Origin of the sequence: Prauserella flavalba (genome assembly GCF_003202235.1) — a bacterium.
Classification (GTDB): Bacteria; Actinomycetota; Actinomycetes; order Mycobacteriales; family Pseudonocardiaceae; genus Prauserella_A; species Prauserella_A flavalba.
On sequence record NZ_MASU01000008.1, the window covers coordinates 165,401 to 187,293 of the forward strand.

The window sequence follows — 21,893 nt, forward strand, 5'->3', positions numbered from 1 at the left end:
CCCGCGCGCGCCCCTGGTCGGGCGTGATATACGGGATTGTGCTCACTGCGGGTTCGACCAGCAGCACGGGGCTGACGGACGGTAGCGCCGCCGGTTCGCTGCGGCGAGCCCGCTGGTGGGCCGAGCTTCTCCTCGGCCTCGGCCTGTTCGGTGTCTACCTGCTCATCAAGTTCCTGCCGCTGCCGGCCAACGTCGAGCGGGCGCAGGCCAACGGCGAGGCCATCCTCGCGCTCGAGCGGCTGGTGTCCCTGGACTTCGAGCTGCCCGTCAACCTGTGGCTCGCCGACCAGGGCTGGCTGCGTGTCGTGGCGAACTACGAGTACGCCTACACCTACATCGTCACCACGCTGATCCTGCTCGTGTGGGTGTTCGCGCGGCGCCCCGAGCACTACCGCTGGGTGCGCAACTCGTTCCTGTGGATGAACCTGCTCGCGCTCGGGGTGTTCTGGCTCTACCCGGTGGCGCCGCCGAGGATGCTGCCCGACGCCGGGTTCGTCGACACCGTCCGGCTCGGCCGCACGTGGGGCTCGTGGGGTTCGCCGATGGTGGACAACGCCAACCAGCTGGCGGCGATGCCGTCGCTGCACATCGGCTGGGCACTGTGGGTGTCGGTGGTGCTCGCGCGCATCGCGGGCGGGTGGTTCGTGCAGGTCCTCAGCGCCGTGCACGTGCTGGTGACGTTCGTGGTCATCGTGGCCACCGGCAACCACTACTGGCTCGACGCGGTGGGCGGGGCCGTGGTGGTGTGGCTCGGCATCGCGCTCACCGGCGCGGGCCGGAAGCGGGCGGACCGCCTCACCCCGGACGAGGCCCGCCTGCTGGCCACCGCGAACGGGTCGTGCGGCGCGCTCGTGCTGCTCGACACCTCGCGGGGGTCGCCGCCCGTGCCGGAGCAGGTGAAGGCCCTGGTGATGGCGCGGCTGGCCGGGCGTCCCCGGCTGCGGCAGCGCCCGCCCCGCCCCGGCCGGAGGAGACGGCGCTGGCTCGAACATCCCCGGCCGGACTGGGCGTGGCACGTGCCCGTGTTCGACGTGTCCCGGCCAGGGGGCACCGTCGCGCTGTACCGGCTCGTCGCGGACCTCGCCGTCCAGCCGCTGCCCGGCGACCGCCCGCTGTGGCGCGTCGCCGTGGTGACCGGGGTGGCCGACGACGTCGCCGCCCTGGTGATGCTCGTGCATCCCGCGCTCGCCGGCGAGGCCGGTGCGCTGGAGCTGACGTTCGACCTGCTCGGCGGCACGCCCGTGCCGGGCGCGCAGGGACGACGGTCCACGTCGGCGCCGCCTCCTCCCGGCGGCCTGGAGTTCACCGCGTGGTGTCCCGGCGAGGGCGACCCGCGGGCCCTGTCCCGCGCGCTGGGGCGGCCCGTGCCGGTGCTGACCGGCCCGGCGGGTGACCTGCGTTTCGGCGAGCTGCCCGTCACGGCGGTGGTTCCGGTGCCGCTGCCCGGCGAGGGCGTGTCGGCCGTGGCGCTCGACCGGGGCGCGGCGCCCACCGTCGGCGTGGTCGCGGCCGACGGTGAGATCGACCGCTTCGGCGCCGAGATCCGCGCGGCGCTCGGTGAGCTCCGCCTAGACTCACGGCGTGGCTGACACGGAGAGCACCGAGAAGACCGAGGCCCCCACGGGCCGCCAGCTGGCCGCCGCGCGCGCGTTCGTCGCGGAGCACGGCAAGCCGTCGAAGGCCGTGGTCGAGCGCATCGGCAGGGCGGGAGCCAGGGTGGTGCTCGTCGGCGCGGACGGCGCGCTCGGCGACGTGGTGGTGCCCAGCCCGGAGACCGGCGAGGCGCTGGTGGAGGCCGTCGAGGACCTCGAGCCCGCCGCGTGGGACGCCGAGACGGTCAACGCCACGGTGATCGGTCCGGCGCACCGGCGCCGGATGGCGGTTTCGCGCCTCCGTCGGTGACGGCGCGGGCGATCCTCGTCGGCTGCGCGGGCCTGCCCGAGGGCGACGGCGACGAGGCGGGCGCCCAGCGGGCGCTCGCGGAGGTCGGGGTCGGTACGCGGTGGGCGGTGTGGGACGACCCCGCCGAGGACTTCACCGATGCCGATCTGGTGATCCTGCGCGCCACCTGGGACTACTCCGCGCGGCGGGACGCGTTCCTCGACTGGTGCGCGTCGGTGCCCTCGCTGCGCAACGACGTCGACGTGGTGCGGTGGAACACCGACAAGACCTACCTGCTCGACCTGGAGAACGCCGGGATCCCGATCGTGCCGACCCGGCTCGTCGCGCCCGGTGCGGAGCCGGAGTGGCCCGAGACCGAGTTCGTCGTGAAGCCCTCGGTCGGCGCGGGCTCGCGGGGCGCCGCACGGTTCGCGGCGGAGGAACGGGAGCGGGCGCGGGCGCACCTGCGTTCGCTGCACGCCGGGGGCCGCTCGGTGCTCGTGCAGCCGTACCAGCGCGCCGTGGACGCCGAGGGTGAGACGGCGCTCGTGTTCTTCGGCGGCGGCTACTCGCACGCCTTCACCAAGGGCGCGATGCTGACGGGCGCGGCGGTGGACGAGTCCGGCCTGTTCGTGACCGAGAAGCTCGGCGTGACCCGGCCGGAGTCCGCCTACCGGGCGCTGGCGGAGGACGTGCTCGACGCCGTGGGCGGCTGGTTCGGCGCGGGCCGGTCCGGGCTGTTGTACGCGCGGATCGACCTGGTGCGCACCGAGGACGGCACGCCCGCGGTGCTGGAGGTGGAGCTGGCCGAGCCGAGCCTCGGCTTCGGTCAGGCGGGGCCGGGCGCGGCCGCGCGGTTCGCGTCCGCGGTGCGCCGCGACCTGCGCCGCTGAACTTCGCGAAAGATCTTCAGCCGGACGTCACCGTACGGTCAGCCTGCCACGCTTGGCTGTCGATCATGCGAAGTTTCCGGAAAGCATGGCTGGTCCCGCTCCTCGCCGCCCTGACCGTGGCGGCACCGCTGCCCGCGACGGCCGCCGAGCGCGGCGGGGACGCGGGCTCGATCGTCATCACCGAGCAGGCGTCGCGGCGGATCCTGGTGCTGCCCGCCGACCAGGACGCGTGGAACGCCAGGGAGTTCACGTGGTCCTGGGCGCCCAGCGCCGCCAACGGGCTCGGTGACCTGGTCTCGGCGTGGACCAACCCCGACGAGGCGAAGCTCACCGAGCGCGACGGGCAGCGGTACCTGATGACGACCGCGTCCGGCGGGCTCGCCGCGGTGGTGCCCTACCCGCAGGGCACCGGGGCGTACTGGGCGGCCGACGTCGGCGCGCCGAGCAACCCGCACAGCATCGAGCTGCTGCCGGACGGCAACGTCGCCGTGGCCGCGAGCACGGGCGGCTGGCTGCGCGTCTACACCGCCTCGCAGGGGCCGAGGTCCACGCACTACGCCGAGTACCCGCTCGTCGGCGGGCACGGCGCCGTCTGGGACGACCGGGCGAAGGTGCTGTGGGCGCTCGGCACCCACGAGCTGGTGGCCCTGCGCGTCGGTGGCACGCCCGCCGAGCCGGTGCTGACCCCCGAGCGCGTCCACCCGCTGCCCAGCAGGGGCGGGCACGACCTGCAGCCGGTGCCGGGCGAGCCGGGGCAGTTGTGGGTGACCACGGAATCCGAGGTGCTGCGGTTCGACAAGCACACGGGCCGGTTCTCGAAGCACCACCCGGGCGCACGGGCGATCAGCGAGGACCACGTCAAGAGCGTGACCACCAACCCGGAGACGGGCCAGGTGCTCACGGTCTCGCCGCAGGAGGGCCACCTGTGCACGTGGTGCAGCGACACCGTGGACCTCGACCTGCCGCACGGCGAGCTCACGCTGCACGGCGCCTGGATCTACAAGGCCCGCTGGTGGAACGACTGACCTCCCGCTGTGCGAACGGCCCGGCCCCCCGTGCGGGGACCGGGCCGTTCGCCGTCTCGGTTGCTCAGGCGGTGACGCGCTTGGCCGCGACGCGCTCCGGCTTGGGCCAGCGGACGTTGTGGGCCCAGCCGAGCTTCTCGAAGATCCAGATCAGCCGCGCGGACACGTCGATCTGGCCACGCAGCACGCCGTGGCGGGCGCACGTCGGGTCGGCGTGGTGGGAGTTGTGCCACGACTCGCCCATCGACAGGATCGCGAGCGGCCAGAAGTTCGCGGCCTTGTCCCTGCTCATGAAGGGACGCTCGCCGAACATGTGGCAGATCGAGTTCACCGACCAGGTCACGTGGTGCAGGAAGGCGATGCGCACGAGCCCGGCCCAGAAGAACGCCGTCACGGCGCCCCACCACGACCAGGTGAGCAGGCCGCCGAGCACGGCGGGCAGCGCGAGGCTCAGGGTGATCCACAGCCAGAAGTAGCGGTTGACGACGCGCAGGTCGTTGTCGGCCAGCAGGTCCGGCGCGAAGCGCTCGTAGTTGGTGACCTCACGCTTGAACATCCAGCCCATGTGGGCGTGCCAGAAGCCGCGGGCCAGCGCCATCGGCGACGAGCCGAACAGCCACGGCGAGTGCGGGTCGCCCTCGCGGTCGGCGAACGCGTGGTGCCTGCGGTGGCTGGCGACCCAGAAGATCACCGAGCCCTGCACGGCCATGCTGCCCGCGATGGCGAGCGCCACGCGCAGCGCACGGTTGGTCTTGAACGCGCCGTGGGTGAAGTAGCGGTGGTAGCCGACGGTGACGCCGAGCGTCGCGACCGTGTAGAACACGGCCGCCAGCACCAGGTCGACCCAGCTCAGTCCCCAGCCCCACGCGAAGGGGACCGCGGCGACCAGAGCGACGAACGGAATCAGCAGGAATGCCTTCAGCACGATCATCTGGCCGGTCGTTCGCTCGTCGCCGATGATCGGCTTCGGTTCGGATTTGGCTCCGGACACGCTTGCGGTGCTCATGGTTCGGTGCGACCTCGCATCGGATGAAAGGGTTCTGGTGGGGAGCGGACTCGATCATTCGGACAAATACCCGGTCACGCTAGAGCGTAACGGCGTGGACCATCACACACGCGCCGTCGGGATGACGACCGTGTGACGGGCCGAGGACGCCCGCGTTAGCGGGAGCCCGCGGGGGAGGCCTCGGCGGGGGCGGGGGAGAAGCTGGTCACGGGGCCGCGGTCCCTGGCCGCGCACCACAGGGCCGCCGTGGTCACGATGACGGCGGCCGAGCCGAGGACGTGGAACGAGACGAGTGCCTCCGGCACGCCCAGCGCGTACTGGACGCTGCCGAGCGCGCCCTGGGCGAGTGCGACCACCCAGACGACCGTGTAGCGGCGCCAGAGCTGCTTCGGCGCGCCCGCGCGCAGCCACTGCAGGCCGAGCACGGCCAGCACGATCAGGTACACCGCGAGCAGGCTGCCGTGGACGAACGTGAGCGTCTCGATGGGCGCCTGCAGCCGGGGGGTGTCGGGGTCGCCGCCGTGCGGTCCGGCGCCCGTGACGGTGGTGCCGGCGACGAGGACGCCCGCCATCGCGGCGACGAGCGTCACGAGCAGGGCCTTGCCGCTCTCGGCGACGCGCCAGCGCGGCCGCTCGTCGCCCTCGTTGAAGGCGTGCAGAAGCAGGGTGGCGAGCCACACCAGGACCGTCGAGGCGAGGAAGTGGATGGCGACCGTCCACCAGAGCAGGCCCGTGAGCACGGTCATGCCGCCGATGACGGCCTGCGCGACGACGCCGCCGGGCATGGTCCAGGCGAGCTTGACGAGGCGCTTGCGCTCGGGGTGGTCGAGCTGGATCCGCCAGGCCGCGAGCACGCAGAGTGCGGCGACGATGCCGACCACGCCGGTGAGCAGGCGGTTGCCGAACTCGATCCACTGCGTGAGCGTCTCATACTCGGGGTGGGAGACGGGGAACATGCTGCCCTCGAAGCACTGGGGCCACGTCGGGCACCCGAGGCCGGACCCGGTGACCCGCACGACCGACCCGGTGACCCCGATGCCGCCCTGGGTGACGATGGCGGCGATCGCGAGGGCCCGCTGCACCGCCTTGGAGGGGTACGGCAGCCGGGCGACGAGGGAACTCAGTTGCACGACACTAGATAGTAGAGCGGCGCGAAGCGCCTCCGTTTGGGTGGGGGAGGGGAAGTGGCTGGCCAGTAGAGCGGCGCGAAGCGCCTCCGTTTGGGTGGTGGGGGGAGACGGGTGGGGAGTAGAGCGGCGCGAAGCGCCTCCGTCTGACGGCCCCCAAGGCCACCTTGGGTGCGTTCAACGCACCCAAGGTGGCCTTGGGGCAGGTATGTGAGCTTCTGGTTGGCCCGTTACGTGAGCTTGGTGGTGCGGGTGGCGAGGGCGCCGGCGGCGGCGGCCCAGACGGCCAGCGTGGCCACGGCGTCCCAGGCGAACGTGCCGTCCACGAGCGCCGTGCGCAGGCCCTCCGCGAGCGCGCCCGAAGGCAGCAGGGCCACCAGCTCACCGAGCACGCCGGGCAGCGACGACGGCGCCATCAGGATCCCGCCCGCGAGCAGCAGCACGAACCACACGATGTTGGCCAGCGCCAGCACGGCCTCCGCCCGCAGCGCCCCGCCGAGCAGCACGCCGAGCGCGCCGAAGGCGAGCGTGCCGAGCACGAGCAGCACCACCGCCGCCCCGATGCCCTCGGCCGAGGGCGACCAGCCGAGCAGCGCCGCGACGATCCCGAGCGCCACGACCTGCAGGAGCACCACGACCAAGGCGGCCACGAGCCGTCCGGCCACGAGCAGCCAGCGCGGCAGCGCGGTGGCGGAGAGGCGCTTGAGCACGCCGTAGCGGCGGTCGAAGCCGAGCGCGATGGCCTGGCCGGTGAACGCCGACGACATCACGGCCAGCGCGAGGATCCTCGGCGTGACCCAGTCGACCCGGGACAGCGAACCCAGCTCGCCGGTGGGCAGGAAGTCGAGCAGGCTCAGGCCCACGAGCAGTGCCAGCGGGATGAGCAGCGTGAGCAGGATCTGCTCGCCGTGGCGCAGCGTGAGACTCGTCTCGATCCGCGCGTGGGTGAGCAGCATGCGCGGGTGGCTGCCCGCGCCGGGGGCGGGGGTGAACGTGCCGGGCTCGAACCGGGTGCCTGTCGCCGTCACGTCCGCAGCTCCCGTCCGGTCAGCTCGAGAAAGACCTCCTCGAGGTCGCGCTTGCCGACGTGCAGCTCCTCGGCGAGCACGCCCTGCTGCGCGCACCACGCGGTGACCGTGGACACGACCTGCGGGTTCACCAGGCCGGCGACGCGGTAGGCGCCGGGGGAGGACTCGCGCACCAGGTAGCCCTCCGGCAGTGCGGCGCCGAGCAGGTCGGTGTTGAGGCCGGGACGCGCCTTGAACCGCAACTGGGCGTCCTCGGCGTGCTCGGCGGTCAGCGCGCTCGGCGAGCCCTGCGCGATCACGCGGCCGCCGTCGACGATCACGACCTCGTCGGCGAGCGTCTCCGCCTCCTCCATGAGATGCGTGGTGAGCAGCACGCTCACGCCGTCGGCGCGCAGCGCGGCGAGCAGGTCCCACACCAGCCGCCTCGCCTGCGGGTCCATGCCGGCGGTCGGCTCGTCGAGGAACACCAGCTCGGGGCGGCCGACCAGCGCGCACGCGAGCGAGAGGCGCTGCTGCTGGCCGCCGGAGAGCCGCTTGAACGGGGTCCGCCGCGCGGAGGCGAGCCCGAGCACGTCGAGCAGCCAGGCCGGGTCGAGGGGGGTGGCCGCGCACGCGGCGACGAGCCGCAGCATCTCCTCGGCCCGCACACCCGGGTAGGCGCCGCCGCCCTGCGGCATCACGCCGATGCGGGGGCGCAGCGCGGCGCCGTCGCGGGCGGGGTCGAGCCCGAGCACGCGCACGGTGCCCGCGTCGGGCCGCAGGAAGCCCTCACAGATCTCGACCGTGGTGGTCTTGCCCGCGCCGTTGGGGCCCAGCAGGGCGAGCAGGCCGGCCCTCGGCATCTTCAGATCGAGTCCGTCGACCGCCGTGACCGCTCCGAAGCGCTTCACCAGCCCGGTGATCTCGACGGCTGCACTCACAGGTGTCAAGGGTACGGCGTGACCTCAGACGGCCTCGGGCCGCGTCTCGCCCATCCGCCGCGAGAACAGCAGCGGGGCGGCGCGCCACACGATCACCAGCGCGCCGAGGAGCACGATGCCGCCCGCCACGTACGCCTGCGACACGATGTACGAGCGCCCGTCGAACGTGCTGCCGGTCGGCGGGATCACCATCGCCAGCACGGCGCTCACCGCCGTGGCGGCGGCCCGGAACCGCGACGTGCCCGCCGAGGCCGCGAGCGGGATGACCGCCCACAGCAGCCACCACGGCTGCATCGCCACGTGCAGGGTCATGAACGCGCCGAGCGAGACGCCGAGGCCGATGATCGGGCGGTAGCGCCAGCGGAAGCTGTCCCACAGGAACTTGGCCGTGATCGAACCGGCCACGACGTAGCCGAGGATGCCGAGGATCGCGATCACGGCGGCGGTGTGGTTGCCGAGACCGAGCATGATGCCGAGGATCCCGCCGAGCTGCCCGAGCTCAGCCACCGGCGAGATCCAGTTCCACACCATGCCGGGCGTGCCCAGCGCGCCGACCCAGCCGAAGCCGAGCCCGGTGCCGAAGCAGATCGCGGCGGTCACGGCGGCGCACACGGCGGTCATTAGCGCGGCGGCCCACAGCAGGTCGGTGAGCCTGCCGTACCAGCGTCTCGCGATCATCACCCCGAAGAACCCGAGCGCGACGATCGCGTGGATCTTGATCATGGCGGCGCCGGTGATCACGACGGCGCCGAGCAGGATGCAGGCCAGCTCGCCCTTCGCGAGCGGGGGCGGGCTGTCGCCGGAGACGCGGATGGGCAGTCTGCGGATGCCGAGCTCGAGGCCTGCCAGCATGAGGCCGATGCCGAGCGCCTCGTTGTGCGCGCCCGCCACCAGGTGAAACAGCACGAGCGGGTTGGCCGCGCCGAGCCACAGCGCGGTGCTCGGCTGCACGCCGAAGCGCCGCGCGAGGCGGGGCAGTGCCCACACGATCAGGCCGAGGCCCACGAGCGCGAGCCCGCGCATGAGCAGCACGCCGACGGCGACGTGGGTGCCGACCGCACCGGAGATCCAGCTGCCGATGTCGAGGAACAGCGGGCCGTACGGAGCCGGCGTCTCGCGCCACATGTTCGACACGCCCGCGGTGAGCGGGTCGGCGACGCCGAGTGCCTGCGCGGGACCGAGCTCGTAGGGGTCCATGCCGCGGTCGACGATCGCGCTCTGCGCGAGGTAGCTGTAGACGTCGCGCGAGAACAGCGGCGGGATGACCAGCAGCGGCACGGTCCACATCGCGAGCGTGCGGTACACCTGCGCGGGGCTGGCGAGCCGCGTCCTGCCCGGCCTCGCGAAGCGGCCGAGCAGCAGCCAGGCCGCGACCATCATGCCCATGCCGGTGAAGGCGATCGCCAGCGACACGGTGGGGATGCGGGCGAAGAGACGCAGCACCGGGATGTCCAGCACCGGGTTCAGGATCGGCGCCGCGCCCGCGCCGAGCGAGCCGAAAGCGAGGAAGAGCGCGCCGACGATGCCGAGCCGCTTGACGACCCGCAGTGCACGGTTCTCCTCGGCGTTCAGCGGCTCCGGATCGCCGGGGTGCACCGGCGAGAGCGAGGGGGCCGCGGCGCCGGCGGCGCCCGCGACCGCGAGGTCGCCGTCCGCCTGCTGCTGCGTTCCGCCTTTGCCCAGAGCCACGAGCGAGAGCGTATCGACTGCCCCCGGACGTGAGTCCGGTCACTCGATTTTCGCGGGTCTTTGCTCCCCGCAGGGAAATACGACACACTTATGTTGTGAAAAAGCAGGACACCTTCGACCAGCACGATGGCGGCCAGTCATCGGCTGCCACCGGTGTGCCTGTCCAGGTGACGGCCGAGGGCCGGACCCGCAACGAGGTCGCCCGGCTGCTGCTGGAGCAGGGGCCGATGACAGCGGTGGCGGTCGCCGAGCAGCTCGGCATCAGCCCGACGGCGGTGCGTCGCCACCTCGACGTGCTGCTGGCCGACGCCGAGGCCGAGACCAGGGAAGCCCCCCGGCGAGGGCCGAGGGGCCGGGGCCGCCCGGCCAAGCTCTTCCTGCTGACCGAGCAGGGCAGGGCGCGGTTCGGGCACGCCTACGACGACCTCGCGGTCGCCGCCGTCCGGTTCCTCGCGGAGCACGCGGGGGACGACGCGGTGCGCGCCTTCGCCGAGAGCCGCGTGGCGGCCCTCGTCGAGCCGTACCGGGACTCGGTCACCAGCGAGGCCGCGCCCGCGTCCAGGGCGGAGGCCCTGGCAACGGCGTTGACCAGGGAGGGTTACGCTGCGTCGACCCGGCAGGTCGGCGCGGGCGAACAGCTCTGCCAGCACCACTGTCCCGTCGCTCACGTCGCAGCCGAGTTCCCGCAGCTGTGCGAGGCCGAGACGGAGGCATTCGCCAAGCTGCTCGGCACGCACGTGCAGCGACTGGCGACGATCGCACGCGGCGACGCCGCGTGCACCACGCACGTGCCCGCCGACACGCCGGGTGACGAAGCACGATCTCCGAATGGAGGGACCACCGCATGACTGCCGCTGCCGAGCAGCGCAATCCCACCACCACGCCGCTGAGCCAGGAAGAGACCATCGAGTCCCTTGGCAAGTACGCGTTCGGCTGGGCGGACCCGGACACCGCGGGCGCGAGCGCCCGACGCGGGCTCAACGAGGAGGTCGTCACCGACATCTCCGAGAAGAAGTCCGAGCCGGAGTGGATGCGCGAAGCACGCCTGAAGGCTCTCAAGCTCTTCGAGCGCAAGCCCATGCCCAACTGGGGCGCGGACCTGTCGGGGATCGACTTCGACAACATCAAGTACTTCGTGCGCTCCACGGAGAAGCAGGCCACCAGCTGGGACGAGCTGCCCGAGGACATCAAGAACACGTACGACAAGCTCGGCATCCCGGAGGCGGAGAAGCAGCGCCTCATCGCCGGTGTCGCCGCGCAGTACGAGTCCGAGGTGGTCTACCACCAGATCCGCGAGGACCTCGAGAAGCAGGGCGTGCAGTTCCTCGACACGGACACGGCGCTCAAGGAGCACCCGGAGCTGTTCAAGGAGTACTTCGGCTCCGTGATCCCGGCCGGTGACAACAAGTTCTCCGCGCTGAACACCGCCGTGTGGTCCGGTGGCTCCTTCATCTACGTGCCGCCGGGCGTGCACGTGGACATCCCGCTGCAGGCCTACTTCCGGATCAACACCGAGAACATGGGCCAGTTCGAGCGGACCCTGATCATCGTCGACGAGGGCGCCTACGTGCACTACGTCGAGGGCTGCACCGCGCCGATCTACCAGTCCGACTCGCTGCACTCCGCGGTCGTCGAGATCATCGTGAAGAAGGGCGGCCGCTGCCGCTACACGACGATCCAGAACTGGTCGAACAACGTCTACAACCTGGTCACCAAGCGCGCCAAGTGCGAAGAGGGCGCGACGATGGAGTGGATCGACGGCAACATCGGCTCCAAGGTGACCATGAAGTACCCGTCGGTGTTCCTCATGGGCGAGCACGCGAAGGGCGAGGTGCTCTCGGTCGCGTTCGCCGGTGAGGGCCAGCACCAGGACGCGGGCGCCAAGATGGAGCACCTCGCGCCGCACACGTCCTCGACGATCGTGTCGAAGTCGGTGGCGCGCGGCGGCGGCCGCACCTCCTACCGCGGTCTGGTCAAGGTCGCCAAGCGGGCGCACCACTCGCGCTCGAGCGTGGTCTGCGACGCGCTGCTGGTGGACACCATCTCGCGCTCGGACACCTACCCCTACGTGGACATCCGCAACGACGAGGTGTCGATGGGCCACGAGGCCACGGTGTCCAAGGTGAGCGAGGACCAGCTGTTCTACCTCATGTCGCGCGGCCTGTCCGAGGACGAGGCGATGGCGATGGTGGTGCGCGGGTTCGTCGAGCCGATCGCCAGGGAGCTCCCGATGGAGTACGCGCTCGAGCTGAACCGCCTGATCGAACTGCAGATGGAAGGAGCCGTCGGCTGACATGACGGTGACGAACGACGCGGCGCGCACGGCCGAGGCCGCGGAGGCGACCGTGCCTGCGGCCTCCCGCGCCGAGCGGTTCGCCTCCTACGACGTCGAGGCCTTCGAGGTCCCCGGCGGCCGCGAGGAGAACTGGCGCTTCACGCCGATGAAGCGGCTGCGGGGCCTGCACGACGGCTCCGCGGCCGCCACCGGCGAGGTCAAGGTCGACGCCGACGCCGCCCCCGAGGTGCGCGTCGAGACCGTCGCCCGCGACGACGAGCGCCTCGGCGAGGCCGGCGTGCCCAGCGACCGCATCGCGGCGCAGGCGTACTCGGAGTTCGAGTCCGCCACGCTCGTGACGGTGCCGAAGGAGACGGTGGCCTCCAAGCCGAGCCTGATCCGGCTGACCGGCCCCGGCGAGGGCAAGACCGCCTACGGCCACGTCCAGGTGCGCGCGGAGGCGTTCGCGCAGGCCACGATCGTGCTCGACCACGTGGGCTCCGGCACCTACGCCGACAACGTGGAGTTCGTGATCGGCGACGGCGCGCAGCTCACCGTGCTGAGCGTGCAGGACTGGGCCGACGACGCGGTGCACGTCTCCGAGCAGCACCTGCGGCTCGGCCGGGACGCGCGGCTCAAGCATGTCGTCGTGACGCTGGGCGGCGACCTGGTGCGCGTGAGCCCCACGGCCACGTTCGCCGGCCCCGGCGGCGACGTCGAGATGCTCGGCCTGCACTTCGCCGACGCCGGCCAGCACCAGGAGCACCGGCTCTTCGTGGACCACGCGGTGCCGCACTGCAAGTCGAACGTGCTCTACAAGGGCGCCCTGCAGGGCGCCGACGCGCACTCGGTGTGGATCGGCGACGTGCTCATCCGCGCGGCCGCCGAGGGCACCGAGACGTTCGAGCTGAACCGCAACCTGGTGCTCACCGAGGGCGCCCGCGCCGACTCGGTGCCGAACCTGGAGATCGAGACCGGTGAGATCGCCGGAGCCGGTCACGCGAGCGCGACGGGAAGGTTCGACGACGAGCAGTTGTTCTACCTGCAGTCGCGGGGGATCGCGGAGGAGCAGGCGCGCAGGCTGGTCGTGCGCGGGTTCTTCCACGAGATCCTGATGAAGATCGACGTTCCCGAGGTGCGCGAGCGCCTCGAGGCCGCGATCGAAGCCGAGTTGCAGGCCGTCGGCGCCTGACCCACCCCCGAACTGACGAGAGAAAACGAGAAGCATGAGCTCACTGGAGATCAAGGATCTGCACGCCGAGGTCGTGACCGACGAGGGCAACAAGGAGATCCTCAAGGGCGTCAACCTGACGATCCGCTCGGGCGAGACCCACGCGATCATGGGCCCGAACGGTTCCGGCAAGTCGACCCTGTCGTACGCGATCGCCGGCCACCCGAAGTACGAGGTGACCTCCGGCGAGGTGCTGCTGGACGGCGAGAACGTGCTCGACATGAGCGTCGACGAGCGCGCCCGCGCGGGCCTCTTCCTCGCGATGCAGTACCCGGTCGAGGTGCCCGGCGTCTCGATGTCGAACTTCCTCCGCTCCGCCGCCACCGCGGTGCGCGGCGAGGCCCCGAAGCTGCGGCACTGGGTCAAGGAGGTCAAGGAGGAGATGGGCAAGCTCGAGATCTCCTCGGAGTTCGCCGAGCGCAGCGTCAACGAGGGCTTCTCCGGCGGGGAGAAGAAGCGCCACGAGATCCTGCAGCTGGCGCTGCTCAAGCCGAAGATCGCCATCCTCGACGAGACCGACTCCGGCCTCGACGTCGACGCGCTGCGCGTGGTGTCGGACGCGGTCAACGAGTACAAGGCCGGCAACGAGGTCGGCGTCATGCTGATCACGCACTACACGCGGATCCTCAAGCACATCCACCCGGACTTCGTGCATGTGTTCGCCGGTGGCCGTGTCGTCGAGTCGGGCGGTAAGGAGCTCGCCGACGAGCTGGAGGAGAACGGCTACGTGAAGTACATCGGCAAGGCCGAGCCCGCCAAGGTGTGATCCTCACGTTCCCGACTGGCCCCAGAGAGGAGTTGGCGCGATGACCACCACCACGGCCAACACCACGCCTTTGGACGTCGCCGCCGTGCGCGCCGACTTCCCGATCCTGTCCCGCACGGTCCGTGACGGGAAACCGCTGGTGTACCTGGACTCCGGGGCCACGTCGCAGCGGCCGCTGCCGGTGCTCGACGCGGAGCGGCGGTTCCTGGAGACGTCGAACGCCGCCGTACACCGCGGCGCGCACCAGCTCGCGGAGGAGGCGACCGACGCCTACGAGGGCGCCCGCGCGAAGATCGCCGACTTCGTCGGCGCGACGCCGGGCGAGCTCGTGTTCACCAAGAACGCCACCGAGGCCATCAACCTCGTCGCCTACGCGATGAGCAACGCCGCCACGGCGGGCGACGACGCGAAGCGCTTTGTCGTCGGCCCGGGTGACGAGATCGTGGTCACCGAGATGGAGCACCACGCGAACCTCGTGCCGTGGCAGCAGCTGTGCCAGCGCACCGGGGCGGTGCTGCGCTGGTTCCCCGTCACGGCGGAGGGCAGACTCGACCTCTCGGGCATCGACGAGCTGATCACCGAGCGCACGAAGGTCGTCGCCTTCGCGCACCAGTCCAATGTGCTCGGTACGGTCAACCCGGTCGGGACGCTGGTGCGCAAGGCACGCGAGGTCGGTGCGCTGGTGCTGCTGGACGCGTGCCAGTCCGTGCCGCACTTCGCGGTGAACTTCCGTGAGCTGGACGTGGACTTCGCGGTGTTCTCGGGGCACAAGATGCTCGCGCCGTCGGGCATCGGCGTGCTCTACGGGCGCAGGGAGCTGCTCGAGGCGATGCCGCCGTTCCTCACGGGCGGTTCCATGATCGAGCTGGTGCGCATGGAGGGCTCCACGTTCGCGCCGCCGCCGCAGAAGTTCGAGGCGGGCGTGCCGATGACCTCGCAGGCGGTGGGGCTCGGCGCGGCGGTCGACTACCTGAACGCGATCGGCATGGACCGGGTCGCCGCCCACGAGCACCGGCTCGCTGAGCGGGCGCTGAACGGGCTCAAGGAGATCCCCGGCGTGCGGATCATCGGCCCGCCGGACACGGTGGACCGGGGCGCGACGGTGGCGTTCGTGGTCGACGGCGTGCACCCGCACGACGCAGGCCAGGTGCTCGACAGCCTGGGCATCGCGGTGCGGGTGGGTCACCACTGCGCGTGGCCGCTGCACCGCTCGTGCGGCATCCCCGCCACGGTCCGCGCCACGTTCTACCTCTACAACGAGCTGTCCGAAGTGGACGAACTGGTGAACGGTGTCCGCGAGGCGCAGCGCTTCTTCGGGGTGGCGTAAGTGAACCTTGAGGGCATGTACCAGGAGATCATCCTGGACCACTACAAGAACCCGCACGGGCGGGGCCTGCGGGAGCCGTACGACGCCGAGTCGTTCCAGGTCAACCCGACCTGCGGCGACGAGGTGACGCTGCGGCTGAAGGTGACCGACGGCAAGGTCGCCGACGTCTCCTACGAGGGGCAGGGCTGTTCCATCAGCCAGGCCTCGACGTCGGTGCTCACCGATCTGGTCACCGGCCACACCGTCGGCGAGGCACTGTCCACGATGGACGCTTTCGTCGAGCTGATGCAGGGGCGCGGCACCGTCGAGCCGGACGAGGACGTGCTCGAGGACGGCGTCGCCTTCGCCGGTGTCGCGAAGTACCCTGCGAGAGTGAAGTGCGCGTTGCTCGGCTGGATGGCGTTCAAGGACGCACTGGCCCGGACGTCGAACGAGGTGGAAGCATGACCGAGACGCCCGAACACCGCGAGGGCCGGACCGCCGCGGATCTGCCGGAGCAGACCCAGCCCTCCGCCGCCGAGGTGGCCAGGATCGAGGACATCGAGGAGGCCATGCGCGACGTGGTCGACCCCGAGCTCGGCATCAACGTCGTCGACCTCGGCCTCGTCTACGACATCCGCGTCGAGCCGGACAACACGGCCACCATCGACATGACGCTGACGTCCGCGGCGTGCCCGCTGACCGACGTGATCGAGGACCAGACCGCGTCCGTGCTCACCGGTCCCAGCCTGGTGAAGGACTTCCGCATCAACTGGGTGTGGATGCCGCCGTGGGGCCCGGAGAAGATCACCGAGGACGGTCGCGAACAACTCCGAGCCCTGGGCTTCACGGTCTGACGCCACCGCGAGTCGTGCACTCAGGCGCGCGAGTCGTGCGTTCCCGCTCGCGAGTCGTGCACTCCCGTTCGCGAGTCCCCCGCTCCAGCGTGCGAGTCCCCCGTTCCTGACCGCGAGTTACCCGTTCGGTACCGCCCGAGCCGGCAACTCGTGAGCCGGAGTGGGGGACTCGGCGTCTCGAACGCACAACTCGGGGTCGGGAACGCACAACTCGGCGTCCTGGGCGTACGACTCGCGGCCGGGAGCGCACGACTCGCGGGTCAGGGCACGCTCGCCACGGGCTTCGGTTCCGGGTCCGGGTCGGGTTGCGGGGCGGGGAGCCTCGCCGACAGGGCCCAGCCGGTGCCCTCGGGTCCCGCGCGTAGCGTTCCGCCGAGTAGTTCCACGCGCTCGCGCATTCCGATCAGACCGTGGCCAGAGTGCTGCGCGGGAACGGTGCCGGAGGGGCCACCGTCGCCGTCGTCGGCGATGTCGAGCCGCACGCCGTCGCCGGCGAGCTCGGCGGTCAGCCACACGCGGGCGGAGGAGCCCGCGTGCTTGGCGACGTTGGCCAGCCCTTCCTGTACCAGGCGCAGCACGGCGAGCGCCTTCACGGCGTCGAGCCCGGCGAGCGCGGGGTCCACCGTGGCGTCGATGCGCAGCCCCACCTGACGGCCCCGGTCGACCACCGCGGCGACGGCCGCGGGCAGCTCCGCGGGATCCACGAGGTCGCCGCCCGCCGTGTCCGCCGCCTCGGGGTCCCGCAGGACGGCGACGAGCCGCCGCAGGTCCGTGAGCGCGCCGGAACCGGTGGCGTGGACGTCGTCGAGGACCTGCCGCATCTGCTCGTCGCCCTCCCCGAGCAGATGCCGCGCCACCCCCGTCCGCAGCACGATCGACGCGACGTGGTGGGCGACGAGGTCGTGCAGCTCGCGCGCGATCGCGGTCCGCTCGGCGACGCGCACCATCTGCGACTCCGTGCGGCGCAGGCGTTCCTGCTCCGCCGCGCGCTCCTCCGCCTGCCTCGCGCGCACGTTCATGCCGCCGATGTAGGCGCCCAGCACGAGCGGACCCACCACCACGACGGCCGTCTGGAACACGACCTCGGCCGGGGAACGCAGCGGGTTGGTCAGCCCGATGAGGAAGTACACGCCCGACAGCGCCGTGGCCGCGGCGGGCAGCGCCCACCCGGTCCGGCGCATGGCCAGCTCCAGCAGTGCGAAGCTCGCCAGCACCTTGAGCGGGATCATGTTGTCGATGCCGAGGAGCTCGCCGGTGGCGAGCATCGCCGACTGCGTCAGCGCGCTGGCCAGCGGGCTGCGCGGCGAGAACCAGGCCGCGGCGAGGGCGCCGGACAGCAGCGCCCAGCCCGCCGGGTCCGGAAGCTCGGCCGGTGGGGCGAGCAGCAGCAGGTAGCCCACGGCGATCGCGGCCAGCAGCGAGACCCGCACCGGGGTGAGCTTGCGGTCGAAGAGTCGTTCGATGAGCGAGGCGAGCATTCGGTGGGTCCCGGTTTCTCGGTGGGCGGCGGGCCCAGGCTAACCGCCGGGGGCGGTGTTGTGGATCTCCCGCTGAGGAGGGAGGCGCGTTCTCTCAGCTTTTGCGAGGATCGCCGGGTGATACGGCGGATCCTCGGCCCGGTGACGAGCCGCTCGACGTACCGCCGGTTGGTGTTCCTGGTTCTCGGCGGTGCGTTGTCGGCTCCGTATGTGCTGTTCGGGGCGGTGGTGGTGCCCTCGGTCCTGCCGTTGTCGACCGACGACCTGGCGAGCGCGTTCCTCCTTGGCGGGATCGGGGCGCTGGTGGTGCTCGCCGCGACGTCGCTGTTGCCGCCGGTGCGCGCACTGGAGCTGGCCGCCATCCGCGAACTGCTGGACGACCCGGTGCCGGAGGCCGCCTCCGGGCCCGTGAGCGGCAGGGTCCGCGTCCGCGCGGGCGCCATGTTCGTGGCGCACGTGCTGCTGGGCGCGCTGGTCAGCCTGGCGAGCCTGATGTTGCCCGCGTTCCTGGGCCTCGCGTTCGCGGCGCCGTTCACGGGAAGCTTCGGGGCGGGCACAGGCGGGCCGTTCCCGGTGCCCCGCGGCTGGGCGAGTGCGTGGTTGCCCGCCGCCTTCCTGCTGGTGACGCTGCTGCTGTTCCACGCCGTCGCGGGCGCGGGCGCGCTGCTCACGCGCGCGGCCGTGGCGTGGCTCGGCCCGTCCGCCGCGGAGCGCATCGCCCTGCTCGAACGGCGCGCCGGGCGGCTGGCCGAGCGCAACCGGCTGGCCCGCGAGCTGCACGACTCCGTGGGGCACGCCCTCAGCGTCGTGTCGCTGCAGGCCGGGGCGGCGCGGCGCACGCTGCGCCGGGATCCGGACGCCGCCGAGCGGGCGCTGGACGCGATCGGGGATTCCGCCCGCGCCGCGCTCGACGATCTGGACCACGTGCTCGGCCTGCTGCGCGAGGAGCGCGCGGGCCGGGCGCCGCAGGCCGGGCTCTCCGAGCTGCCCGCGCTGCTGTCGGCGACGCGGGCGGCGGGGGTCGAGGTGGACAGCGACGTGAGCACCGGGGCCGCCGCCGTCGCACCGGTGGTGTCGCGCGAGGCGTACCGGATCCTGCAGGAGTGCCTCACGAACGTGCTGCGGCACGCGGGCAAGGTGCCGGTCACGCTGCGCGTGGCCGAGGCAGACGGCGGGCTTGCGCTCACCGTGCGCAATCCCGTCGACGACGGGCGCGGGTACGGGCGCGCGGGCGGCGGGAGCGGGCTGCGCGGCATCGCGGAGCGGGTCGACGTGCTCGGCGGGCGGTTGCGCGCCGGGAGACAGGACGGAGACTGGGAGGTCGCCGTGTGGCTGCCTTCCGGCGTGCGAGGGGGCGAGTGAGTGGACGGCAACCGCATCGGGGTGCTGCTCGTGGACGACGAGCAGCTCGTGCGCACCGGCCTGCGGGCCATCCTGGAGTCGGAGCCGGACCTGGCGGTGGTCGGCGAGGCCGCCGACGGCGCGGAGGTGCCGGGGCTGGTGGCGCGCCACCGGCCCGACGTCGTGCTGATGGACGTGCGCATGCCCTCGGTGGACGGGATCAGGGCGACCGAGCACCTGCTGTCCACAACGGACCGTCCGCCGAAGATCGTGGTGGTGACGACGTTCGAGAACGACGACTACGTCTACGACGCGCTGCGGGCCGGGGCGAGCGGGTTCCTGCTCAAGCGCGCGCGGCCGGAGGAGATCGTGTCGGCGGTGCGCACGGTCGTGGGCGGTGACTCCCTGTTGTTCCCCGCGGCGATCCGCAGGCTCGCGGCGCGGCACTCCGGCCGGGCGGGCCGGGACGGGCTGCGCGGGGCCGGGCTCACCGAGCGCGAGTCGGAGGTGCTGCGGCTCATGGCGTCCGGTTTGTCCAATGTGGAGATCGCGGAGCGGTTGTTCCTCGGTCTGCAGACCGTCAAGACCCACGTCGGCAACGTGCTCGCCAAGCTCGGCGCCCGCGACCGCACGCAGGCCGTGATCGAGGCCTACGAGTCCGGGTTCGTGTCGCCGAGCGAGGGCGCGGGCCGGTCTTGATCCTCCCGTACGGTTATGCGCATGGAAGCAGAGCCGGATCCCCGAGCACGGCGCAGGGACGAGCCAGCCGAGGCGGGCGGGTTCGCCGACCTGATCAGCAGCCCGTTCCGGCTCGACCGGGACCGGATCGCCGCGTCGCCGTTCTTCGCCCGCCTCGGGGGCGTCACGCAGGTCGTGAGCGCGGGCGGGTCGGGGCTGCTGCACAACCGGCTCACCCACAGCCTCAAGGTCGCGCAGGTCGCGCGGGCGATCGCCGAGCGCATCACCGCGCAGGGCGACACGGGTGAGATCGTCGCCAAGCTGGGCGGCTGCGACCCCGACGTCGCCGAGGCCGCGGCACTGGGCCACGACCTCGGGCACCCGCCGTTCGGTCACCTCGGCGAGCAGGTGCTCGACCGCGTGGCGCGGCACCGCTACGGCCTGCCCGACGGGTTCGAGGGCAACGCGCAGACGTTCCGCATCGTCACCAAGACCGAGGTCGGCGGGCCCACGCCGCAGGGGCTGAACCTGACGGCCGCCGTGCGCGCCGCGCTGCTGAAGTACCCGTGGGCACGCCTGCACTACCCGGACCCGCACCCCGCCGACCTCGCCGTTCCGCCGAGGGGCGCGGCCGAGCCGGACGACGCGCCGGGCACCGGCTCGGCGAAGTTCTCCGCGTACTCCACGGAGCTGGAGGACCTGGAGCACTCGCGCGCGCCGTTCGCGGGGCGGGTGGAGCGCTGGCAGCAGACGGTGGAGGCCTCGGTGATGGACCTCGCCGACGACATCGCCTACGCCATCCACGACATCCAGGACTTCCACCGCATCGGCGTGCTCCAGCACGCCGCCGTCGCTACCGAGCTGGGCCAGTGGCTCTCGCGCGCCGGCGAGCTGGCCGGACTGCCGTCGGCCGCGCTGCGCGACGAGCACCGCAACCCCGGCCGTTCGCTGGAGTACCTGCGCCGCCGGATGCACGCCAAGGACGCGTGGGTGGTCGACGACGACGCGTTCGCGCACGCCGTGGCGCGGGTGCGGGGCGAGCTGGTGGACGATCTGCTGGCGATCCCGTTCGATGGCTCGATCGAGGCCGAGCAGGCGATGGCGACGTTCTCCGCGCGCTGGACCGCCCGGCTCGTGGACGGCGTGCTCGTCACCCCGTCGCCGCCCACCCGCACGGGGCACGTGACCCTGCGGCCGGCACAGTGGCACGAGGTGCAGGTGCTGAAGTTCGTGCACCGCCGGTTCGTGCTCCAGCGGCCCGATCTGGCGCTGCACCAGCGCGGGCAGGCCAGCATGATCACCAACCTGGTCGACGCGCTCGACGCGTGGCTCACCGACCGCGACGAGGCGCGCCGCCTGCCGCGCAGGCTGCACGACCTGGTCGCGCTCGCCCACCTGGAGTACACGGCGCTGGCCGAACGCTCGCCGCAACTGCTCGTCGGCGCGACCGGCGAGCCCGTGCGCGGCACCGACGCGGTGCGGGCCCTCGCGCGCGGCCGGGCGGTGGTCGATTTCGTGGCGTCGCTGACCGACCGGCAGGCCGCGAGCATGCTCGACGCGATCTCGGGGCACGCCACGCAGCCGTGGTCGGAATCGTTCGTCCTGTGAGCGCGCGGCAGGTGCGGGGCGGCGGCAGGGCCGTCGAGGTGGAGCCCGCACGGCTCGCCGGGTGGTTCGAGCGCTTCGCCGCCCGCAACGACGGCGTGGTGAGCACCCGGCTCGGTCCCGCGGAGGTGGTGGTGACCGGCGGGAACGGCACCACCGCGACCGTGGCGGTGCCGTTCCCGCCGCTGCCCGCCGAGGGCGAGCGGGAGGGGCTCGCGGTGGAGCCGCTCGTCGAGCACGTGCGCGCGCCCCGGCGTCTGGGGCTGCTGCTCGTGCGCCTCGGCGGGCACAGCGTGGGCGTCGCCGAGCGGGGCACGGTGCTCGTGTCGCGCACCGACCGGCATCTCGTGCACGGCCGCAGCGCCGCGGGCGGTTGGTCGCAGCAGCGGTTCGCCCGCCGCCGCGAGGGCCAGGCGCGGCAGGCGCTGCGCTCCGCGGCCGACGACGCCGCGGCGGTGCTGCTGCCCAGGTTGTCCGAATTGGACGCGGTGGTGCTCGGCGGGGACCGCAGGGCGCTCGACGAGCTGCGGGCCGACCGCAGGCTGGAGCCGCTGTTCGCGCTGGCCGTGCCGCGCGTGCTCGACCTCGGCGAGCCGCGCCGCTCGGTGCTGGACGACGCGGCGGTGCGGGCGCTCGCTGTGGAGATCGTCCTGCGGTGAGTCCGGTCACCGCCGGGGAAAACCGCTGGACGGCGGTCCGTACACTGGGAGTCGTGGTCGTTCGCCTGGAGTAGCCGTTCCGCCCTGCGCGGGTATCGCATGCTGTCCAGTTCCGCTTCCACGTCACG

General features: G+C 72.4%; 21 protein-coding genes. 15 read left to right on the forward strand and 6 right to left on the reverse strand.

Annotated elements, in window-relative coordinates:
- Positions 1-38 precede the first annotated feature (38 nt).
- From BA062_RS39540 to BA062_RS21170, 4 genes are all read left to right on the forward strand, one after another.
- Positions 39-1,589: a bifunctional phosphatase PAP2/O-acyltransferase family protein gene (locus BA062_RS39540; RefSeq protein ID WP_245959927.1), complete on the forward strand. Its 1,551-nt coding sequence runs from the start codon at positions 39-41 to the stop codon at positions 1,587-1,589.
- A complete protein-coding gene (locus BA062_RS21160) occupies positions 1,582-1,902 on the forward strand; it encodes a hypothetical protein (protein WP_110339384.1) in 321 nt (106 codons plus the stop codon). The genes BA062_RS39540 and BA062_RS21160 overlap by 8 nt, the downstream gene beginning before the upstream one ends.
- A complete protein-coding gene (locus tag BA062_RS21165; RefSeq protein ID WP_110339386.1) occupies positions 1,899-2,774 on the forward strand; it encodes an ATP-grasp domain-containing protein in 876 nt (291 codons plus the stop codon). Before BA062_RS21160 ends, BA062_RS21165 begins: the two co-directional genes overlap by 4 nt.
- A 65-nt stretch (positions 2,775-2,839) precedes the next feature.
- Positions 2,840-3,799, forward strand: coding sequence for a DUF6528 family protein (locus tag BA062_RS21170; RefSeq protein ID WP_110339388.1), 960 nt, complete (start codon positions 2,840-2,842; stop codon positions 3,797-3,799).
- Positions 3,800-3,863: 64 nt separating this feature from the next.
- Here the strand turns inward: BA062_RS21170 and BA062_RS21175 are convergent, their stop codons facing one another.
- The 5 genes from BA062_RS21175 to mptB form a co-directional block, all read right to left on the reverse strand.
- A complete protein-coding gene (locus BA062_RS21175) occupies positions 3,864-4,805 on the reverse strand; it encodes an acyl-CoA desaturase (protein WP_110339390.1) in 942 nt (313 codons plus the stop codon).
- Positions 4,806-4,960: 155 nt separating this feature from the next.
- A complete protein-coding gene (locus tag BA062_RS21180) occupies positions 4,961-5,935 on the reverse strand; it encodes a COX15/CtaA family protein (protein ID WP_110339392.1) in 975 nt (324 codons plus the stop codon).
- Between the two features lie 227 nt (positions 5,936-6,162).
- Complete coding sequence (locus BA062_RS21185) at positions 6,163-6,888, reverse strand: ABC transporter permease (protein ID WP_110339678.1); 726 nt, start codon at positions 6,886-6,888, stop codon at positions 6,163-6,165.
- Between the two features lie 68 nt (positions 6,889-6,956).
- The gene (locus BA062_RS21190; RefSeq protein ID WP_110339394.1) at positions 6,957-7,880 is read right to left on the reverse strand and encodes an ABC transporter ATP-binding protein; all 924 of its coding nucleotides are present in this window, start codon (positions 7,878-7,880) and stop codon (positions 6,957-6,959) included.
- A 24-nt stretch (positions 7,881-7,904) separates the two neighbouring features.
- A complete protein-coding gene (mptB, locus tag BA062_RS21195) occupies positions 7,905-9,476 on the reverse strand; it encodes a polyprenol phosphomannose-dependent alpha 1,6 mannosyltransferase MptB (RefSeq protein ID WP_110339396.1) in 1,572 nt (523 codons plus the stop codon).
- Between the two features lie 188 nt (positions 9,477-9,664).
- On the opposite strand from mptB, the gene BA062_RS21200 reads away from it, so the two are divergent.
- From BA062_RS21200 to BA062_RS21230, 7 genes are read left to right on the forward strand one after another with little or no spacing between them, the layout of a single operon-like run.
- Entirely contained in the window at positions 9,665-10,417 is a 753-nt protein-coding gene (locus BA062_RS21200) for a helix-turn-helix transcriptional regulator (RefSeq protein ID WP_168214045.1), read from the forward strand.
- Positions 10,414-11,862 carry a Fe-S cluster assembly protein SufB gene (sufB, locus tag BA062_RS21205; RefSeq protein ID WP_110339398.1) on the forward strand — a complete coding sequence of 483 codons (1,449 nt, stop codon included), beginning with the start codon at positions 10,414-10,416 and terminating at the stop codon, positions 11,860-11,862. Before BA062_RS21200 ends, sufB begins: the two co-directional genes overlap by 4 nt.
- Position 11,863: 1 nt before the next feature.
- Complete coding sequence (sufD, locus tag BA062_RS21210; protein ID WP_110339401.1) at positions 11,864-13,036, forward strand: Fe-S cluster assembly protein SufD; 1,173 nt, start codon at positions 11,864-11,866, stop codon at positions 13,034-13,036.
- 34 nt (positions 13,037-13,070) lie between these two features.
- Positions 13,071-13,841: a Fe-S cluster assembly ATPase SufC gene (gene sufC, locus BA062_RS21215; protein WP_110339403.1), complete on the forward strand. Its 771-nt coding sequence runs from the start codon at positions 13,071-13,073 to the stop codon at positions 13,839-13,841.
- Between the two features lie 40 nt (positions 13,842-13,881).
- Positions 13,882-15,168: a cysteine desulfurase gene (locus BA062_RS21220; RefSeq protein ID WP_110339405.1), complete on the forward strand. Its 1,287-nt coding sequence runs from the start codon at positions 13,882-13,884 to the stop codon at positions 15,166-15,168.
- Positions 15,169-15,615 carry a Fe-S cluster assembly sulfur transfer protein SufU gene (sufU, locus tag BA062_RS21225; protein ID WP_110339407.1) on the forward strand — a complete coding sequence of 149 codons (447 nt, stop codon included), beginning with the start codon at positions 15,169-15,171 and terminating at the stop codon, positions 15,613-15,615. It abuts the gene before it with no gap.
- Positions 15,612-16,004, forward strand: a complete 393-nt coding sequence (locus tag BA062_RS21230) for a metal-sulfur cluster assembly factor (protein WP_110339409.1) — start codon at positions 15,612-15,614, stop codon at positions 16,002-16,004. The genes sufU and BA062_RS21230 overlap by 4 nt, the downstream gene beginning before the upstream one ends.
- A 260-nt stretch (positions 16,005-16,264) precedes the next feature.
- On the opposite strand, the gene BA062_RS40550 is transcribed toward BA062_RS21230, so the two are convergent.
- Positions 16,265-17,482: a sensor histidine kinase gene (locus BA062_RS40550; protein ID WP_110339411.1), complete on the reverse strand. Its 1,218-nt coding sequence runs from the start codon at positions 17,480-17,482 to the stop codon at positions 16,265-16,267.
- A 117-nt stretch (positions 17,483-17,599) separates the two neighbouring features.
- Here BA062_RS40550 and BA062_RS40555 point away from each other — a divergent pair, with 117 nt between their 5' ends.
- From BA062_RS40555 to BA062_RS21255, 4 genes are read left to right on the forward strand one after another with little or no spacing between them, the layout of a single operon-like run.
- Complete coding sequence (locus tag BA062_RS40555; protein WP_245959928.1) at positions 17,600-18,844, forward strand: sensor histidine kinase; 1,245 nt, start codon at positions 17,600-17,602, stop codon at positions 18,842-18,844.
- The gene (locus BA062_RS21245) at positions 18,845-19,522 is read left to right on the forward strand and encodes a response regulator transcription factor (protein ID WP_210406943.1); all 678 of its coding nucleotides are present in this window, start codon (positions 18,845-18,847) and stop codon (positions 19,520-19,522) included. It begins immediately after the preceding gene.
- A gap of 21 nt (positions 19,523-19,543) precedes the next feature.
- Positions 19,544-21,109, forward strand: a complete 1,566-nt coding sequence (locus BA062_RS21250) for a deoxyguanosinetriphosphate triphosphohydrolase family protein (protein WP_110339686.1) — start codon at positions 19,544-19,546, stop codon at positions 21,107-21,109.
- Complete coding sequence (locus BA062_RS21255) at positions 21,106-21,765, forward strand: acVLRF1 family peptidyl-tRNA hydrolase (RefSeq protein ID WP_110339413.1); 660 nt, start codon at positions 21,106-21,108, stop codon at positions 21,763-21,765. Before BA062_RS21250 ends, BA062_RS21255 begins: the two co-directional genes overlap by 4 nt.
- Positions 21,766-21,893 lie beyond the last annotated feature (128 nt).

What these genes read in the sequence shown, in the direction of transcription:
- sufD (WP_110339401.1), top strand. Translation starts at nt 11,864, where the DNA reads ATGACGGTGACGAACGACGCGGCGCGCACGGCCGAGGCCGCGGAGGCG.
- BA062_RS21250 (WP_110339686.1), top strand. Translation starts at nt 19,544, where the DNA reads ATGGAAGCAGAGCCGGATCCCCGAGCACGGCGCAGGGACGAGCCAGCC.
- BA062_RS21170 (WP_110339388.1), top strand. Translation starts at nt 2,840, where the DNA reads ATGCGAAGTTTCCGGAAAGCATGGCTGGTCCCGCTCCTCGCCGCCCTG.
- BA062_RS21175 (WP_110339390.1), bottom strand. Translation starts at nt 4,805, where the DNA reads ATGAGCACCGCAAGCGTGTCCGGAGCCAAATCCGAACCGAAGCCGATC.
- BA062_RS40550 (WP_110339411.1), bottom strand. Translation starts at nt 17,482, where the DNA reads ATGCTCGCCTCGCTCATCGAACGACTCTTCGACCGCAAGCTCACCCCG.
- BA062_RS21220 (WP_110339405.1), top strand. Translation starts at nt 13,882, where the DNA reads ATGACCACCACCACGGCCAACACCACGCCTTTGGACGTCGCCGCCGTG.
- BA062_RS21230 (WP_110339409.1), top strand. Translation starts at nt 15,612, where the DNA reads ATGACCGAGACGCCCGAACACCGCGAGGGCCGGACCGCCGCGGATCTG.
- BA062_RS21185 (WP_110339678.1), bottom strand. Translation starts at nt 6,888, where the DNA reads ATGCTGCTCACCCACGCGCGGATCGAGACGAGTCTCACGCTGCGCCAC.
- sufC (WP_110339403.1), top strand. Translation starts at nt 13,071, where the DNA reads ATGAGCTCACTGGAGATCAAGGATCTGCACGCCGAGGTCGTGACCGAC.
- sufB (WP_110339398.1), top strand. Translation starts at nt 10,414, where the DNA reads ATGACTGCCGCTGCCGAGCAGCGCAATCCCACCACCACGCCGCTGAGC.